At 70.8% G+C, this 14,134-nt stretch carries 16 protein-coding genes; 7 read left to right on the forward strand and 9 right to left on the reverse strand.

The annotated features are described in order from the left end of the window. Positions 1–46 precede the first annotated feature (46 nt). The 7 genes from ABTZ89_RS24030 to ABTZ89_RS24060 form a co-directional block, all read right to left on the reverse strand. Positions 47–1,150, reverse strand: coding sequence for an acyl-CoA dehydrogenase family protein (locus tag ABTZ89_RS24030; protein WP_351048447.1), 1,104 nt, complete (start codon positions 1,148–1,150; stop codon positions 47–49). Next, positions 1,147–2,331: an acyl-CoA dehydrogenase family protein gene (locus ABTZ89_RS24035; protein ID WP_351048450.1), complete on the reverse strand. Its 1,185-nt coding sequence runs from the start codon at positions 2,329–2,331 to the stop codon at positions 1,147–1,149. Before ABTZ89_RS24035 ends, ABTZ89_RS24030 begins: the two co-directional genes overlap by 4 nt. Next, the gene (gene fabG, locus ABTZ89_RS24040) at positions 2,328–3,083 is read right to left on the reverse strand and encodes a 3-oxoacyl-ACP reductase FabG (RefSeq protein WP_270951622.1); all 756 of its coding nucleotides are present in this window, start codon (positions 3,081–3,083) and stop codon (positions 2,328–2,330) included. Before fabG ends, ABTZ89_RS24035 begins: the two co-directional genes overlap by 4 nt. A gap of 52 nt (positions 3,084–3,135) precedes the next feature. Beyond that, the gene (locus tag ABTZ89_RS24045; protein WP_351048453.1) at positions 3,136–4,347 is read right to left on the reverse strand and encodes an acyl-CoA dehydrogenase family protein; all 1,212 of its coding nucleotides are present in this window, start codon (positions 4,345–4,347) and stop codon (positions 3,136–3,138) included. Continuing rightward, positions 4,347–5,375 (reverse strand): phosphotransferase family protein, encoded by a 1,029-nt coding sequence (locus ABTZ89_RS24050; RefSeq protein WP_351048455.1) that lies wholly within the window; start codon positions 5,373–5,375, stop codon positions 4,347–4,349. Before ABTZ89_RS24050 ends, ABTZ89_RS24045 begins: the two co-directional genes overlap by 1 nt. Beyond that, the gene (locus ABTZ89_RS24055) at positions 5,375–6,046 is read right to left on the reverse strand and encodes an HAD family hydrolase (RefSeq protein ID WP_351048458.1); all 672 of its coding nucleotides are present in this window, start codon (positions 6,044–6,046) and stop codon (positions 5,375–5,377) included. Before ABTZ89_RS24055 ends, ABTZ89_RS24050 begins: the two co-directional genes overlap by 1 nt. 81 nt (positions 6,047–6,127) lie before the next feature. After that, on the reverse strand, positions 6,128–7,018 hold the full coding sequence (locus tag ABTZ89_RS24060; protein WP_351048461.1) for a TIGR03619 family F420-dependent LLM class oxidoreductase: 891 nt from the start codon (positions 7,016–7,018) through the stop codon (positions 6,128–6,130). A gap of 379 nt (positions 7,019–7,397) precedes the next feature. Between ABTZ89_RS24060 and ABTZ89_RS24065 the strand changes: the two genes are divergently transcribed. Next, positions 7,398–8,033 (forward strand): cyclase, encoded by a 636-nt coding sequence (locus tag ABTZ89_RS24065; RefSeq protein ID WP_351048463.1) that lies wholly within the window; start codon positions 7,398–7,400, stop codon positions 8,031–8,033. A 9-nt stretch (positions 8,034–8,042) separates the two neighbouring features. Here the strand turns inward: ABTZ89_RS24065 and ABTZ89_RS24070 are convergent, their stop codons facing one another. Further along, positions 8,043–9,242, reverse strand: a complete 1,200-nt coding sequence (locus ABTZ89_RS24070) for a benzoate/H(+) symporter BenE family transporter (RefSeq protein WP_351048466.1) — start codon at positions 9,240–9,242, stop codon at positions 8,043–8,045. 51 nt (positions 9,243–9,293) lie between these two features. Here ABTZ89_RS24070 and ABTZ89_RS24075 point away from each other — a divergent pair, with 51 nt between their 5' ends. From ABTZ89_RS24075 to ABTZ89_RS24085, 3 genes are all read left to right on the forward strand, one after another. Further along, entirely contained in the window at positions 9,294–9,857 is a 564-nt protein-coding gene (locus tag ABTZ89_RS24075; protein WP_270951615.1) for a helix-turn-helix domain-containing protein, read from the forward strand. A 79-nt stretch (positions 9,858–9,936) separates the two neighbouring features. Continuing rightward, positions 9,937–10,542, forward strand: coding sequence for a TetR/AcrR family transcriptional regulator (locus ABTZ89_RS24080; protein ID WP_270951614.1), 606 nt, complete (start codon positions 9,937–9,939; stop codon positions 10,540–10,542). After that, a complete protein-coding gene (locus tag ABTZ89_RS24085) occupies positions 10,539–10,913 on the forward strand; it encodes a VOC family protein (RefSeq protein WP_351048469.1) in 375 nt (124 codons plus the stop codon). The genes ABTZ89_RS24080 and ABTZ89_RS24085 overlap by 4 nt, the downstream gene beginning before the upstream one ends. A 381-nt stretch (positions 10,914–11,294) precedes the next feature. On the opposite strand, the gene ABTZ89_RS24090 is transcribed toward ABTZ89_RS24085, so the two are convergent. Beyond that, the gene (locus ABTZ89_RS24090; protein ID WP_270947688.1) at positions 11,295–11,621 is read right to left on the reverse strand and encodes a hypothetical protein; all 327 of its coding nucleotides are present in this window, start codon (positions 11,619–11,621) and stop codon (positions 11,295–11,297) included. A gap of 124 nt (positions 11,622–11,745) precedes the next feature. Between ABTZ89_RS24090 and tsaB the strand changes: the two genes are divergently transcribed. From tsaB to tsaD, 3 genes are read left to right on the forward strand one after another with little or no spacing between them, the layout of a single operon-like run. Next, positions 11,746–12,399: a tRNA (adenosine(37)-N6)-threonylcarbamoyltransferase complex dimerization subunit type 1 TsaB gene (gene tsaB / locus ABTZ89_RS24095; protein ID WP_351048474.1), complete on the forward strand. Its 654-nt coding sequence runs from the start codon at positions 11,746–11,748 to the stop codon at positions 12,397–12,399. Further along, on the forward strand, positions 12,396–12,875 hold the full coding sequence (gene rimI / locus ABTZ89_RS24100) for a ribosomal protein S18-alanine N-acetyltransferase (protein WP_351048475.1): 480 nt from the start codon (positions 12,396–12,398) through the stop codon (positions 12,873–12,875). Before tsaB ends, rimI begins: the two co-directional genes overlap by 4 nt. Then, a complete protein-coding gene (gene tsaD / locus ABTZ89_RS24105) occupies positions 12,872–13,927 on the forward strand; it encodes a tRNA (adenosine(37)-N6)-threonylcarbamoyltransferase complex transferase subunit TsaD (RefSeq protein ID WP_270947691.1) in 1,056 nt (351 codons plus the stop codon). Before rimI ends, tsaD begins: the two co-directional genes overlap by 4 nt. Positions 13,928–14,134 lie beyond the last annotated feature (207 nt).

Below are 14,134 nucleotides of genomic sequence, written 5' to 3' on the forward strand. Positions count from 1 at the left end.
GTGAGTGCGTAACAGTGTTCGAACACTGTTACGCACTCACGACCCGTTACGGCTGGGGCAGGTCGACCAGTTCTGCGATGCGCTGGCGGTGGGTTTCGGCGATGCCGAAGGCGAGCTGGGAGCTCTTGGCCCGGCCCAGGTAGAGGTGGGCCGGATGTTCCCAGGTCATGCCGATGCCGCCGTGCAGCTGGAGGTGCTCCTCGGCGGCCAGCACCGCCAGGTCCGAGCAGTACGCCTGGGCGATGGCCACGGCGAGCTCGGCCTCGGCGTCCTGGGCCAGGGCGTCCGCGGCGTTGCGGGCCGTGGAACGTCCCGAGCTGACGCCCACCCACAGGTCGGCCAGCCGGTGCTTGACCGCCTGGAACGAGCCGATCTGCCGGCCGAACTGGTACCGGGTCTTCGCGTAGTCCACTGTGGAGTCCAGGCAGTGCTGTGCGAGCCCGACCTGTTCGGACGTCAGCAGCCCGGCGGCGGTCAGCAGCGCCTGCCGCAGGATCCGCTCGGCATCGTCCCCGGAGGCCAGCAGCCGGCCGTGCGCGCCGTCCAGGTCGAGGATGCCGAACCGCCGGGTGAGGTCCAGCGGTGTGGTCGGCGTCCGGGTGACCCCGGATGCGGCGGTGTCCACCAGGTACAGCGCCGCGCCGTCGGCGTCGACGGCCGGGACCACCACGTGGTCGGCGACCTCCAGGTCGACCACCGCCGACGCGCGACCGGTCAGCGCGGATCCGTCGGCCTTCACCGACTGCGGGAACGCTGCACCGGGCGCCGTGGTCAGCCCGACCGCGACGGTGCCGATCCGGGAACCGTCCGCCAGCTGCGGCAACACCTCCTGCTCTGCGCAGGCCACCAGCACCGCAGTGGCCAGCACGTTGCTCAGGAACGGCACCGGTGCGACCGCGCTGCCGATCTCCTCGGCCACCACCGCCAGCTCCCGAGCGCCGGCCCCGGCTCCGCCGAGCTCCTCGGGCACCAGCAGCGCCGCCAGGCCGAGCTCGCCGGCGAGGGTGCGCCAGAGGGCCAGGTCGTAGGGCTCGTCGGTTTCGCAGCGGGCCAGCACCGCGGTCCAGTCGCAGCGGTCGCGCAGCAGTCGCCGCACGGTGGCCCGCAGGTCTTCCTCCAGCTCGCTGTAGAGCAGGTCGGGAGCGCTCATCGCGGCAGCTCCTTCCACGGCCGGTCCTTGTCGGTGCGGATCTCGGGCGGCAGCCCCAGCACCCGTTCGGCGATCACGTTGCGCAGGATCTCGGTGGTGCCGCCCTCGATGGAGTTGCCCTTCGCCCGCAGGTACCGGAAACCGGCCCCGCGCTTGGTGAGCGAGGCGTAGTCGGGCTGGCGGAAGGTCCAGTCGTCGTAGGTCAGCCCGTCCTCGCCCAGGAACTCCAGCTCGAAGCCGGTGATCGCCTGGTTCTGCTCGGCGAAGGAGACCTTGACCGCGGACCCCTCGGGCCCGGGCTCTCCGATGGCGAGCTGCTGGCGCAGCCGGATGCTGGTCAGCCGGGTCGCCTCGGCCTCCACCCACAGCTGCAGCAGCCGGTCGTGCAGGCCGTGGGTGCGCTTGTCCGGGTGGTTGCGCCAGGCCTCGGCGGCTTCGCCGATCATGCCGCCCTCGCGCGGGGGAGTGCGCCCGCCGATGGCGACCCGCTCGTTCATCAGGGTGCCCATCGCGACCTGCCAGCCCTGGCCGACCTCGCCGAGGCGCTGGGAGTCCGGGATCTGCACCCCGGTCAGGAACACCTCGTTGAACTCGGCCTCACCGGTGATCTGCCGCAGCGGGCGCACTTCGACGCCCGGCGCGGTCATGTCGCAGATGAAGTAGCTCAGGCCCTTGTGCTTGGGCTGGTCGGGATCGGAGCGGGCGACCAGGATCGCCCACCGAGCGCGGTGCGCCAGCGAGGTCCACACCTTCTGCCCGTCGACCACCCACTCCTCGCCTTCCCGCACCGCCCGCGTGGACAGCGCGGCGAGGTCGGATCCGGCGCCGGGTTCGGAGAACAGCTGGCACCAGGTCTCCTCGCCCGTCCACAGAGGACGGAGGTAGCGCCGGCGCTGCTCGTCGGTGCCGAAGCGAAGGATCGTGGGCGCGGCCATGCCCAGGCCGATGACGTTGAGCTGCGGCTGGTTGTCCGGCGCGCCCGCCTCGGCGAACGCGGCGTCGACCTCGGGCTGCAGCTCCCGCGCAGCGCCGAGACCGCCGAGACCGGCGGGGAAGTGCACCCACGCCAGCCCGGCGTCGAAGCGCGCCCGCAGGAACTCCAGCCGGTCGGTCCGCTGCGGATCGTGCGCGGCGAGGAACTCCTCCACCCGGCCGCGGAGTTCGGCGGCGTCCACGGTCATGCCTTCGGCCCGCCGGCCACGTAGATGACCTGGCCGGAGACGAAACCGGAGCGCTCGTCGGCGAAGAAGGACACCGTGTTGGCGATGTCCTCGGGCTGGCCGACCCGCGCCACCGGGATGCTCGCCGCCGCGGCCTGGGTGAACTCCTCGAAGCCCATGCCCACCCGCTCGGCGGTGGCCTTGGTCATGTCGGTGGCGATGAAGCCCGGCGCGATGGCGTTGGCGGTGACGCCGAACTTGCCCAGCTCGATGGCCAGCGTCTTGGTCAGGCCCTGCAGACCGGCCTTGGCGGTGGAGTAGTTGGCCTGGCCGCGGTTGCCCAGCGCCGAGGTGCTGGAGAGGTTGACGATGCGACCCCACTTGGCCTCGACCATGTGCTTCTGCACCGCGCGGCTCATCAGGAACGCGCCCCGCAGGTGCACGCCCATCACGATGTCCCAGTCGTCCTCGGACATCTTGAACAGCAGGTTGTCCCGGAGGACCCCGGCGTTGTTGACCAGCACGGTCGGGGCGCCGAGCTCGCTGGCGATGCGGTCCACCGCGGCCTGCACCTGCTCGGCGTCGCTGACGTCGCAGCCGACCGCGAGGGCCTTGCCGCCGGCGCCTTCGATCGCCGAGACCGTTTCGGCGCAGTTCTTCTCGTCGAGGTCGATGACGGCGACGGCGAAACCGTCCTCGGCCAGCCGCTTGGCGGTGGCCGCGCCGATCCCGCGGGCGGCACCGGTGACGATCGCGACTCGACTGTTTGCCATTGCTTCTCCTTGCGATGTGTGGGTCTGCACCGTGCTCAACGACGGCGGACGATCAGCGGTACTTCCTCAGTTCGCGGCGGGCGAGCGAGCGGCGGTGGACTTCGTCGGGGCCGTCGACGATGTGCAGGGTTCGGGCGTGGGCGTAGAGGTTGGCCAGCGGGAACTCCTGGCTGACGCCTCCGCCGCCGTGGGCCTGGATGGCGCGGTCGATGACCCAGGTCGCCATCTCCGGCACCGCCACCTTGATCGACTGGATCTCGGTGTGCGCGCCCCTGTTGCCGACGGTGTCCATCAGCCACGCGGTCTTGAGCACCAGCAGCCGGGCCTGCTCGATCTTGACCCGCGATTCGGCGATCCAGTGCTGGACGATGCCCTGCTCGGCCAGCGGCTTGCCGAAGGCGACGCGCTCGTTGGTGCGCCGGCACATCAGCTCCAGCGCCCGCTCGGCCATCCCGATGGCGCGCATGCAGTGGTGGATGCGGCCGGGACCGAGGCGGGCCTGGGCGATCGCGAAGCCCTCGCCCTCGCCGGAGATCACGTTCTCGATCGGCACCCGGACGTTCTCGAACACGATCTCGGCGTGCCCGCCGTGGTCGGCGTCGGAGTAGCCGAAGACGTGCATGCTGCGCTCGATCCGCACGCCCGGGGTGTTCTTGGGGACCAGGACCTGGCTCTGCTGGCGGTGCCGCTCGGCGTCCGGGTCGGTCTTGCCCATCACGATCAGGATCTCGCAGCGCGGGTTCATCGCGCCGGAGGAGAACCACTTGCGGCCGTTGATGACGTAGTGGTCGCCGTCGCGTTCGATGCGGGTGCCGATGTTGGTGGCGTCGGAGGACGCGACCTCCGGTTCGGTCATGCAGAACGCGGACCGGATCTCGCCCTCCAGCAGCGGTTCCAGCCACTGCTTCTTCTGCTGCTCGGTGCCGAACTGCGCCAGCACCTCCATGTTGCCGGTGTCCGGCGCGGAGCAGTTGGTGGCCTCCGGGGCCAGCCGCCCGGCCCGGCCCATGATCTCGGCCAGCGGGGCGTACTGCAGGTTGGTCAGCCCGGCGCCGTACTCGCCCGGCAGGAACAGGTTCCACAGGCCGCGCTTGCGGGCTTCGGCCTTGAGCTCGTCCATGATCGGCGGGTGCGCCGACCACTCGTCCTCGGCTTCGGCGAGCTGCTGCAGGAACACCGGTTCGGCCGGGTAGACGTGGGAGTCCATGAAGTCCTGGAGCTGCTCGCGCAGTTCCTCCGTGCGTGCGTCGTAAGCGAAGTCCATCAGTCCTCCTTGAGGGTGGCGAGACCCTGTGCGACGAGCGGGGCGACGAGTGCGCCGACGTGGTCGAAGCCCTCGCCGACGGTCTGGTCGTGGATGAAGCGGTAGTGGATCCCCTCGAGGATCACCGCGATCTTGAAGAAGCCGAACGCCAGGTACCAGTCCAGTTCGGACAGATCGGTGCCGCTGCGCTCGGCGTAGCGGTCCAGCAGCTCCCGGGCGGTGGGGAAGCCGTACTCCGGGCCGATGCCCTTGGCGATCGGGTTGCTCTCGATGCCGCTGAAGCCCTCCCAGTACACCGCGAGCAGCCCGAGGTCGGTGAGCGGATCGCCGACGGTGGCCATCTCCCAGTCCAGCACGGCCTTGATCTGCTGGTCGTCGCCGACGATCACGTTGTCCAGCCGGTAGTCGCCGTGCACGATGCCCGCGCGCGGCGTGGTGGGGACGTGCTCGGCGAGCCTGGTGGCGAGCTCGTCGATGCCGTCGATGTCGCGGCTGCGGGAGGCGGCCAGCTGCTTGCTCCAGCGGTGCACCTGCCGTTCCAGGAACCCCTGCGGGCGGCCGAAATCGCCCAGCCCGACCGACTCGGGGTCGATCGAGTGCAGGTCGGCGAGCACGTCCACCAGCTGCCAGGACAGCTCGACGCGCTGCTGCTGGGACAGCTGCTCGGTCAGCGCCGGGGTGCGGTAGACGGTGCCCGGCACGTACTCCATGACGTAGAACGGGGCGCCGAGCACGCTGTCGTCCTCGCAGAGCAGGTGCGTGCGCGGGACCGGCACGTCGGTCCCGGCCAGCGCGGACATCACCCGGAACTCGCGGCCCATGTCGTGCGCGGTGGCCAGCACGTGGCCCAGCGGCGGCCGGCGCACCACCCAGCGCTGCTGCCCGTCGCTGACCAGGTAGGTCAGGTTGGACCGTCCACCTTGGACGAGTTCGCCGGTCAGCGGCCCGGTGAGCAGGCCGGGCCGTTCGGCGTCGAGGTGCGCGCGCAACTGGTCCAGGTCGAGGCCGGGCAGCGGTTGGGCGGTCATCAGAACTCCTTGCCTTGCTGGACGACGCCCGGCACGAGTTCGGCGAACCGGGCGCGGGTTTCGGCGGCGCTGGTGTGCAGCACCGCCCGCATGCCGAGGCGTTCGGCGGCTTCGACGTTGGGGGCGCCGTCGTCGACGAACACCGTCTGCGCGGCGGGCAGGTCGAGCTGGTCCAGCACCAGACGGTAGATCCGCGGGTCGGGTTTGCGCAGCTGCACTTCGGCGGAGATGACGGCGGGGTCGAACAGCCCGTCGAGCAGGTCCCACGGGTAGTCGTTGCCCCAGCTGTTGGACAGCAGCGCGGTGCGGACGCCGTTCTCGCGCAGGACGCGCACCAGGTCGAGCATGGCCGGTTCGCTGTGCAGCTGGGCGAACATGCGCTGGAGCAGGCCTTCCGGGGCGACGGGGGAGTCGTCGACGGTGCGCAGCCGCTGCGCGAGGGTGCGGTTGAAGTCCTCGGGGCTGAGCTCGCCGGTTTCGAGCCGGTGGATCGGGGTGCCGGGCGGGGCGTTGCGCGACAGCCATTCCTTGAGCGCGGCGGAGAAGGTCTCCGGGCGGATGCTCTCCCGCTCCATCCAGGACTGCAGCGCAGCACGGCTGGAAGTGGTCAGCACGCCGCCGTAGTCGAAGACGACCGCCCGGACGGGGGAGGTTGCATCGCCGGAACCCATGCCCAGGACCGTACCGACTAGCCGGTATGTTGCGCTAGTGCTGCCCCGCCGAATCACCGGCGAGAACCCGCCACCGCGTGTTCAGGGCCGAAAGGCGCTGCGGATCTCGGCGGCGAGGTCCAGGAGCTCGGCGGGGGTCGAGGTGGTGAGCTGCAGGTCCACGAACGCGTCGGCGACCCCCAGCTCGGCCACTTCGTGCAGGTAGTCCGCGAGCTGCTCGACCGGGCCGGTGCCGGGTGCTTCCGTCGGCGTCGGCTGGATCTTGGCGTTGATCCGCAGCGCGGTGGCGATCGGTCCGCGTCCGGCGGCCCGGGCCTGGTCGTCGATGCGGGCCAGCACGTCCCGCAGTGCTTCCGGTGGCAGTGCTACGCCCAGCCAGCCGTCCGCGCGGCGACCGATGCGGTGCAGCGCCGCCGGGGACAGCCCGCCCAGGTAGATCGGCAGGTGCTGCTGCGCCGGTTTGGGCTGGAAGTCGCCGGGGCTGATCGTCCAGAACTCGCCGCTGTGCTGCACCGGATCGTCGGCCCAGAGAGCTGCCAGCACGTCGAGGGTTTCGTCCAGCCGCGCGCCGCGTTCCCGCCACGGCACCGCGACCGCGTCGTACTCGTCGCGCGACCAGCTCAGCCCGAACCCGGCGATGACCCGGCCGCGGCTGAGCTGGTCGAGCCCGGCCAGGCTGCGGGCCAGGTGGATCGGCGGGTGCAGCGGTGCGTTGAGGGTGCTGGTGCCCAGCCGCGCGTGCGCGGTGGCGTGAGCCGCCAGCGCCAGCACCAGCATCGGGTCGAGGCCGCGGCGGAACTGCTCGGGCATCGTGCCGCCCGGGTACGGCGTGATCGGGTCGGTGGCGGCGTGCACGCGTTCGCCCGCCCAGAGGCTTTCGAAGCCGAGCGCTTCGGCTTCGGCGGTCATCGTCGGGACCAGGGCCGGATCGGCGAACGGGCCGAACTGGGGAACGGTCAGTCCAAGGCGCATGGGAACCATGGTGTCGATCTCGGATCCGCGTTGCCAGCTCTCGTCGGAACGGCCGCACTGGACCGCCGTTCGGCCCAATCCGCGATGTTCACCGCAACGGGCGGTCAGGGTGAGCGTGCAACTACCTCCATCGGCAGCCGGGCGATCACCCCGGGTTGTGATCTGGAGCACTTCGAGGTCGCGAGAACTCCTTCGTCGCAACGCCGTCCACCTGATCAGCGGTTGCGCGCGGCGTGCCGGAAGATGGCGCGTGGCGCTGGGTGCTCGATGTGAAATGTGGGAAGTCGGCGCGCGTTGACGGCGAGTTTACTCGGCAGTAAGTATTCGGGTCGCCGCGCGGCCAGCACCTTCACATCACGAGTAATGCGAGGTGAGGCCAATGATGTCCCTTCTCCGTGGTAGACGTGCCGCCACCGCTGCCGCCCTGGCGGCGGCCGCGGCGCTGACCCTGAGCCCGCAGGCCCTGGCGGCCGCCGTCAACATCAACTTCGACTGCTCCGGCGCGTCCCCGGTGGGCGAGCAGAAGTTCAGCATGCAGCAGGGCGCGGACGTCACGGCTCCGGCCAACGTCGCTCCCGGCGGCGCGCTGGACATCGTGATCGACCCGGCCGTGAACACGATTCCCGGCGACGTCAACGGGTTCACGGTCAAGCGGGTCGAGAACATGGACCTGAAGATCCCGATCCCGGCGAACTCCACGTTCGTCTCCGCCGACCTGGCAGGCGGTTCCGGCCTCGGCCCGAACCCGCCGACGATCACCGTGGAAGGCAACACCGCCACGCTGCACCTGGACGGTCCGATCGCGGGCGGCTCGCAGTTCGAGCTGCCCACCGTGACCGCGCACCTCACCGCCGGGGACTCCGGCACGATCGAGACGAAGCTGTCCGGTACCAGCTACGACGATCCGGGTCTGACCTTCACCGCCGTGGTGTCGTCGATCATCGGTGACACCAACGTGCCGTCGAAGTGCTTCCCCAACCCCAACCCGGTCCTGACGACCACGACGATCGGCTGACCCGGCTGATCAGGTGGGCGGAACTCCTGCGGGAGGTCCGCCCGCCGCCGGTTTCCGGGTGATCAGGTGGGTGGCGATCCCGGCGACCAGGCCCCAGAACACCGACGCGATGCCCAGGACCGCCACCCCCGAAGCCGTCACCAGGAACGCGATCAGCGCCGCGGTCCGGCTGTCGGCGTCCTCGGTGGCCTTGGCCAGCGATCCGCCGATGGTGTCGAGCAGCCCGATCCCTGCCAATGCGGAGATCAGCGCCAGCGGGAACGCCGCGATGAGACTGCCCAGCGTCGCGCCGAAAATCCCCAGCAGCACGTAGAACGCACCGGAGGCGATGCTGGCCTTGTAGCGCTGCGCCGGGTCTTCATGGGCGTCGCGGCCCATGCACAGCGCAGCGGTGATCGCCGCCAAGTTGATGCCGAAGCAGCCCAGCGGCGCGAGCACCACGTTCACCGCACCGGTCCAGGACAGGACCGGGGACACCGGAGTCGAGTAGCCGTGCGCCCGCAGCGTCACCATGCCGGGCAGGTTCTGCGAGGTCATGGTGATGACGAACAGCGGGATGGCGATGCTGATCGTGGTGTGCAGCGACCAGCTCGGCCACACCCACACCGGAGTCGCCAGCGCGAACTCCACGCCGCGCAACGAGCCTTGCGCAGCGGCGATCGCGACACCGACGACCAGCGCGACGAGCACCGCGTAGCGGGGCAGCAGGCGCTTGCCGAGCAGGTAGCCCACCAGCATCGCCGCGACCAGCCAGAACTGGTCCTGCATGGTGGTGAACACGCCGATCCCGAACTGCAGCAGCACGCCGCCGAGCAGCGCGGAGGCGATCGAGGCGGGGATGAGGTTCACCGCTCGCTCGAACCACCCGGTCAGCCCCACCACCACGGTCAGCGCCGCGGCCAGCAGGAATGCGCCGACGGCCTCGGACATCGAGACGCCGTGACCGCTCGCGGCCAGCAGAGCGGCACCGGGCGTCGACCAGGCCAGGACCACGGGCGCCCGGTAGCGCAGCGACAGCGCGATCGAGGTGACACCGATGCCCACGCCCAGGGCGAGGATCCAGGAGGCGATCTCCGCGGGTCCGGCGCCGAGCGCGCGGGCGGCCTGGAAGACGATGGCGGCGGAGCTGACCACCCCGACCAGCGTGGTGATACCGCCGGCGACCAGAGTGGACGCGGAAGCGGTGGGGAGCCGTTGGCGCAACTGCACAGGAAACCCGCCCGTTCTGTATATGGAACGAAGCGATGCTAGGAGGACGCGGTGGAGCTGGTCAAGGTCGTGGGCGCGAACCTGCGCGCGGCCCGCGCCGAGCGCGGGTTGTCGCTGTCCGAGACCGCGCGCCGGGCGGAGATCGGCAAGGGCACGCTGTCCGAGCTGGAAGCCGGCCGCCGCAACCCGACGCTGGAAACCCTCTACGCCCTGGCGACCGTCCTCGACGTCCCGCTGGGGCAGCTGCTGGTCGCCGAGTCCGAACCCGGGTCCGAGTCCGCCGTGGTGGTCAACCGCGCGAGCGGCGCGGACCTGTCCGGGCAGGTCGTGGACGTGCAGCTGATGGACCGGGTGGTCGCCGGCGGCCAGCGGCTGGAGGTGTACCGCCTGCACGCGCGGGCGGGCGCCAGGTACGTGTCCGCGGGGCATCGGCCCCGCGTGGTGGAGCAGCTGCTGGTGCACTCCGGAATCCTGGTCACCGGACCGGAATCCGCCCCGGAAACCCTCGGTCCCGGCGATTACATCCGCTTCGACGGCGGAGTGGACCACGTCTACCAAGCGCTGGAGGAGGACGTCTCCGCAACCCTGGTGATGCGCTACGCCGATCCGGCCTGACGCGGCCAGCCGGCAGGATCGGAGTGAGCACTCACTTCTTCCTTGGCGGAGTGAGTGCTCACTCCGTACCGTGGTGGGCATGGCGGAGACGACGAGGCGCAGGGCGCCGGGGATGAGTCCGGAGGAGCGGCGGGCGATGGTCATCGCCGCCGCATTGCCGCTGGTCGCCGAGTACGGCGCGGCGGTCACCACGAAGCAGGTCGCGCGAGCGGCGGGGATCGGCGAGGCGACGATCTTCCGGGTCTTCGAGGACAAGGACGAGCTGCTGGCCGCCTGCGTGGCCGAGGTCGTCGAGCCGGAGCACGCGGTGCGCGAGATCGCCTCGATACCGGTCGACCAGCCGCTGGAGCAGCGGCTCGCCGATGCGGCCGATGCGCTGTCGGCGCACTTGGAGCGGATGGGGGCCGTGCTAGGCTCGCTGCACGCCTCCGGGCAGCTGCGCGCCCCGCGCGGCGATCAGCAGCAGCCGCGCCAGGACGACCGCGCGGAGTCGATGCGGCAGATCCGGGAGGCGGTGGCCGAGCTGTTCGAGCCGGAGCGGCAGTCGCTTCGGCTGCCGCCGGAGAAGCTGGCCGCGATGTTCATCGGAATGCTGTTCACGCTGCCGCGGATGGGCGGGGAAGACCTCGAAACCGCTGAAATCGCAAGCGTTTTCCTGCACGGAGCGATGGGGGAGGACGAATGACCGTCACCTTGAACCACACCATAGTCCCCGCGCGGGACAACGCCGCTGCGGCCGATTTCCTGGCCGGGATCCTGGGCCTGCGCCGACTGCCCCCGGACGGGTTCGACGGCAAGTTCGCGCCGGTCGAGGTCAACGATTCGCTGACCTTGCAGTTCATGACGGCCCCGGAACTCGAACCCCACCACCTCGCATTCGACGTGGCGCCCGAGGAATTCGACCAGGTCCTCAGCCGCCTCCGGGATCGCGACGTGCCGTTCGGCAACAGCCCGTTCGAACCGGAGAACGGCCGGATGGACCACCCGCTGAGTCCCCGAGGCCTGTTCTTCCGAGACGACTCCGGCAATCTCTACGAGGTCATGTCCCCGGAGTGACCGACCGCCCGATGCCTCCCCGGGAGATCGGACGTCCGCAGCCAGGTGACCCGCAGTTTCAATTGAAACTGTGCTCCGCCGTGCCCGGGTTTTACAGTTTCAATTGAAACTGCACACCCGGGCGTGTCGGGACCCCGGCGTGTCGGGCGCCGGACACGCCGACGGATGTGGACAAGTCGTCCGGTCTGGGGAGAACTTCCGCAATTTCAATGGAAATCGGACGTCCAATTTCCATTGAATTTGCGTCGGGTGCGGTCTGTGACCGCGAAGCACGGCCGGCACCGCGCGGTGAGGGTCGCATGCGCCGCAGGCGCATAGCCCACCCGCGGCGGCACCGTCACGCAAGACGAGGATGGAAAACCTCGACGAAATCGCGGTCGGTCACTTCCGGTGGCCGCGTGCGTCGGGGTTGAGGGCTCGGACCATGTCCACCGCGGCTTGCAGGGACAGGCCCGGGAGCTCCTTGCGGACCTCGCGGACCGCGTGGATCTCGCGCTCCAGCGGGTCGATCCCGGCCTTCGCCAGGACCTCGCGGGTCCAGCGGACCTTGGGGTCCTCGGCGGACGCCGGTTCGTCGAGGAGCCGGAGCGCCAGCTGCAGGCCCGGTACGTCCTCGGCCGAGGCGTTCTCCAGCGCTCGCCGGACGGACTCCCGGCCGTTGTCCAAGTCGTTGAGCACGATCACGTGCGTTTCGCGCTTGCCGAACATCTGACCCCCTCTTTCGCCAACGGTTCACCGGCGATCTTCCCAGGGCACCGGCCACCTGCGGTCCCGAGCGCGGGTGGGCAGCCCCGCGCCACCTCCCACCAGCGCTGACGTACGCTGAGTAACCGTGCTCGTCATTGCGCTGGACACCTCGACCCCTGCGGTGACCGCCGGGCTGGTCGCGCTGGACGAAGGTGGTCCCCGTTCACTCGCCGAACGCGTCACGATCAACCCGCGCGCCCACGGCGAACTGCTGATGCCGCAGTTGCTCGACGTCATGACCGAGGCCGGCCACGAGCTGGCCGACGCCGACGCGATCGTCGTCGGCTCGGGTCCCGGCCCGTTCACCGGCCTGCGCGTCGGCATGGTCACCGCCGCGGCGCTCGGCCAGGCGATCGGTCGCCCGGTGCACCCGGTGTGCAGCCTCGACGCGATCGCCGCGCAGGCCGACGTGACCGGGCAGCTGCTGGTCGCCACCGACGCCCGCCGCAAGGAGGCCTACTGGGCCACCTACTCCGGGCGGACCCGGATCGACGGCCCGCACGTGCTGCGCCCCGCCGACGTGCCGACCGAGGGCTGCACCGCCGTCGCCGGCGAGCTGGCCGAGGCGTTCGACCTGCCCGTCATCGAGCCGCGCTACCCCGCGCCGGTGGGCCTGGTCGCGGCTGCGGCCGACGCGCTGGATGCCGAACCGGCCCCGCTGGTGCCGCTCTACCTGCGGCGACCGGACGCGGAACTGCCCGGCAAGCGGAAGTCCGTGCTGACCAGGGGTGCCAGGTGACCGACGTCGCGCAGGTGCTCAAGCTGCGCCGCAGCGACCTGAAGCGGTGCGCGGAGCTGGAGCAGGTGCTCTTCTCCGGCGACGACCCGTGGTCGTGGGAGGCGTTCGCCTCCGAGCTCGACCAGGGCCACTACTACGTCGGCGCCTACCTCGGCGAGCAGCTCATCGGCTACGCCGGGCTGGCGGTGGTCGGTCGCGCGCCGCACGCCGAAGCCGAGGTGCACACCATCGGCGTCGACCCCGACCACCAGGGGCACGGCGCAGGCAAGGCGCTGCTGCGGGCGCTGCTGGCGCGCGCCGACGAGCAGCGGGCGACGACTTTCCTGGAAGTGCGCACCGACAACGAAACCGCGATCGCGATGTACCGCAAGCACGGCTTCGAGATCGTCGGGCTGCGCAAGCGCTACTACCAGCCGTCCGGGGCCGACGCGCACACCATGCGCCGGCCCGCGGCGGGAACGGAGGCCGGGGGATGACTGCGGACCGGGTGGTTCTCGGCATCGAGAGCTCCTGCGACGAGACGGGTGTCGGCCTGGTGCGGCTGGCCGCGGACGGCACGGTCGAGCTGCTGGCCGACGCGGTGGCCTCCAGCGTCGACGAGCACGCGCGCTTCGGCGGCGTGGTGCCGGAGATCGCCAGCCGCGCGCACCTGACCGCGATGGCGCCGACGATGCGCCGCGCGCTGGACGAATCCGGCCTAGAACTGTCCGATGTGGACGCGATCGCGGTGACCGCCGGGCCGGGCCTGGCGGGCGCGCTGATGGTCGGCGTCGCGGCGGCCAAGGCCTACGCGTCCGCGCTGGGCGTGCCGCTGTTCGGCGTGAACCACCTCGGCGGGCACGTCGCGGTGGACACCCTGGAGCACGGTCCGCTGCCGGATCGCTGCCTGGCGCTGCTGGTCTCCGGCGGGCACTCCCAGCTGCTGCTGGTGGAGGGCATCGCCGAGCGGATCACCGAGGTCGGCACCACCATCGACGACGCAGCGGGCGAGGCCTACGACAAGGTCGCCCGCATCCTCGACCTGCCGTACCCGGGCGGCCCGCCGATCGACAAGCAGGCCAAGCTCGGCAACCCGAAGGCGATCGCCTTCCCGCGCGGCCTCACCGGCCCGCGCGACGCGAAGTACGACTTCTCCTTCTCCGGGCTGAAGACGGCGGTCGCGCGCTGGGTCGAGACGGCGCAGCGCGAGGGCGAGGACATCCCGGTCCCGGACGTGTGCGCCTCGTTCCAGGAAGCGGTGGCCGACGTGCTGACCGCGAAGGCGGTGCGCGCGGCGAAGGACCTGGACGTGGACACGCTGGTGATCTCCGGTGGGGTGGCGGCGAACTCCCGCCTGTCGGAGCTGGCCGCGCAGCGCTGCGCCGAAGCGGGCATCACGCTCCGCGTGCCGCGCCCGCGCCTGTGCACCGACAATGGCGCGATGATCGCGGCCCTGGGCGCCCACGTCCTGGCCTCGGGCGCCAAGCCCTCGCCCGTCGACCTCGGCGCCAACCCGGGCCTGCCGGTCGAGACCATCGTCGTCCAGTGACCCCCGGCTGAGCCCGGTCGGACCGCAGTTTCAATTGAAACTGCAGATCCGACCGGACACGGCACCGGCGTGTCGGGCCCGGACATGCCGACACCTGTGGACAGGTCCTCGGTCCTGTGGAGAACTTCCGCAATTTCAATGGAAATCAGAGGTCCGATTTCCATTGAAATTGCGTCACTCCGGACGACGTGGCGGGGACGTCCGCCG

The organism is Saccharopolyspora sp. NPDC002686 (genome assembly GCF_040295745.1).
Taxonomy (GTDB): Bacteria; Actinomycetota; Actinomycetes; order Mycobacteriales; family Pseudonocardiaceae; genus Saccharopolyspora; species Saccharopolyspora oryzae.

Excerpts from the sequence above, each read along its gene's own strand:
- ABTZ89_RS24030 (WP_351048447.1), bottom strand. The coding sequence starts at position 1,150 with ATGAGCGCTCCCGACCTGCTCTACAGCGAGCTGGAGGAAGACCTGCGG.
- ABTZ89_RS24035 (WP_351048450.1), bottom strand. The coding sequence starts at position 2,331 with ATGACCGTGGACGCCGCCGAACTCCGCGGCCGGGTGGAGGAGTTCCTC.
- fabG (WP_270951622.1), bottom strand. The coding sequence starts at position 3,083 with ATGGCAAACAGTCGAGTCGCGATCGTCACCGGTGCCGCCCGCGGGATC.
- ABTZ89_RS24045 (WP_351048453.1), bottom strand. The coding sequence starts at position 4,347 with ATGGACTTCGCTTACGACGCACGCACGGAGGAACTGCGCGAGCAGCTC.
- ABTZ89_RS24050 (WP_351048455.1), bottom strand. The coding sequence starts at position 5,375 with ATGACCGCCCAACCGCTGCCCGGCCTCGACCTGGACCAGTTGCGCGCG.
- ABTZ89_RS24055 (WP_351048458.1), bottom strand. The coding sequence starts at position 6,046 with ATGGGTTCCGGCGATGCAACCTCCCCCGTCCGGGCGGTCGTCTTCGAC.
- ABTZ89_RS24060 (WP_351048461.1), bottom strand. The coding sequence starts at position 7,018 with ATGCGCCTTGGACTGACCGTTCCCCAGTTCGGCCCGTTCGCCGATCCG.
- ABTZ89_RS24065 (WP_351048463.1), top strand. The coding sequence starts at position 7,398 with ATGATGTCCCTTCTCCGTGGTAGACGTGCCGCCACCGCTGCCGCCCTG.
- ABTZ89_RS24080 (WP_270951614.1), top strand. The coding sequence starts at position 9,937 with ATGGCGGAGACGACGAGGCGCAGGGCGCCGGGGATGAGTCCGGAGGAG.
- ABTZ89_RS24085 (WP_351048469.1), top strand. The coding sequence starts at position 10,539 with ATGACCGTCACCTTGAACCACACCATAGTCCCCGCGCGGGACAACGCC.
- ABTZ89_RS24090 (WP_270947688.1), bottom strand. The coding sequence starts at position 11,621 with ATGTTCGGCAAGCGCGAAACGCACGTGATCGTGCTCAACGACTTGGAC.
- tsaD (WP_270947691.1), top strand. The coding sequence starts at position 12,872 with ATGACTGCGGACCGGGTGGTTCTCGGCATCGAGAGCTCCTGCGACGAG.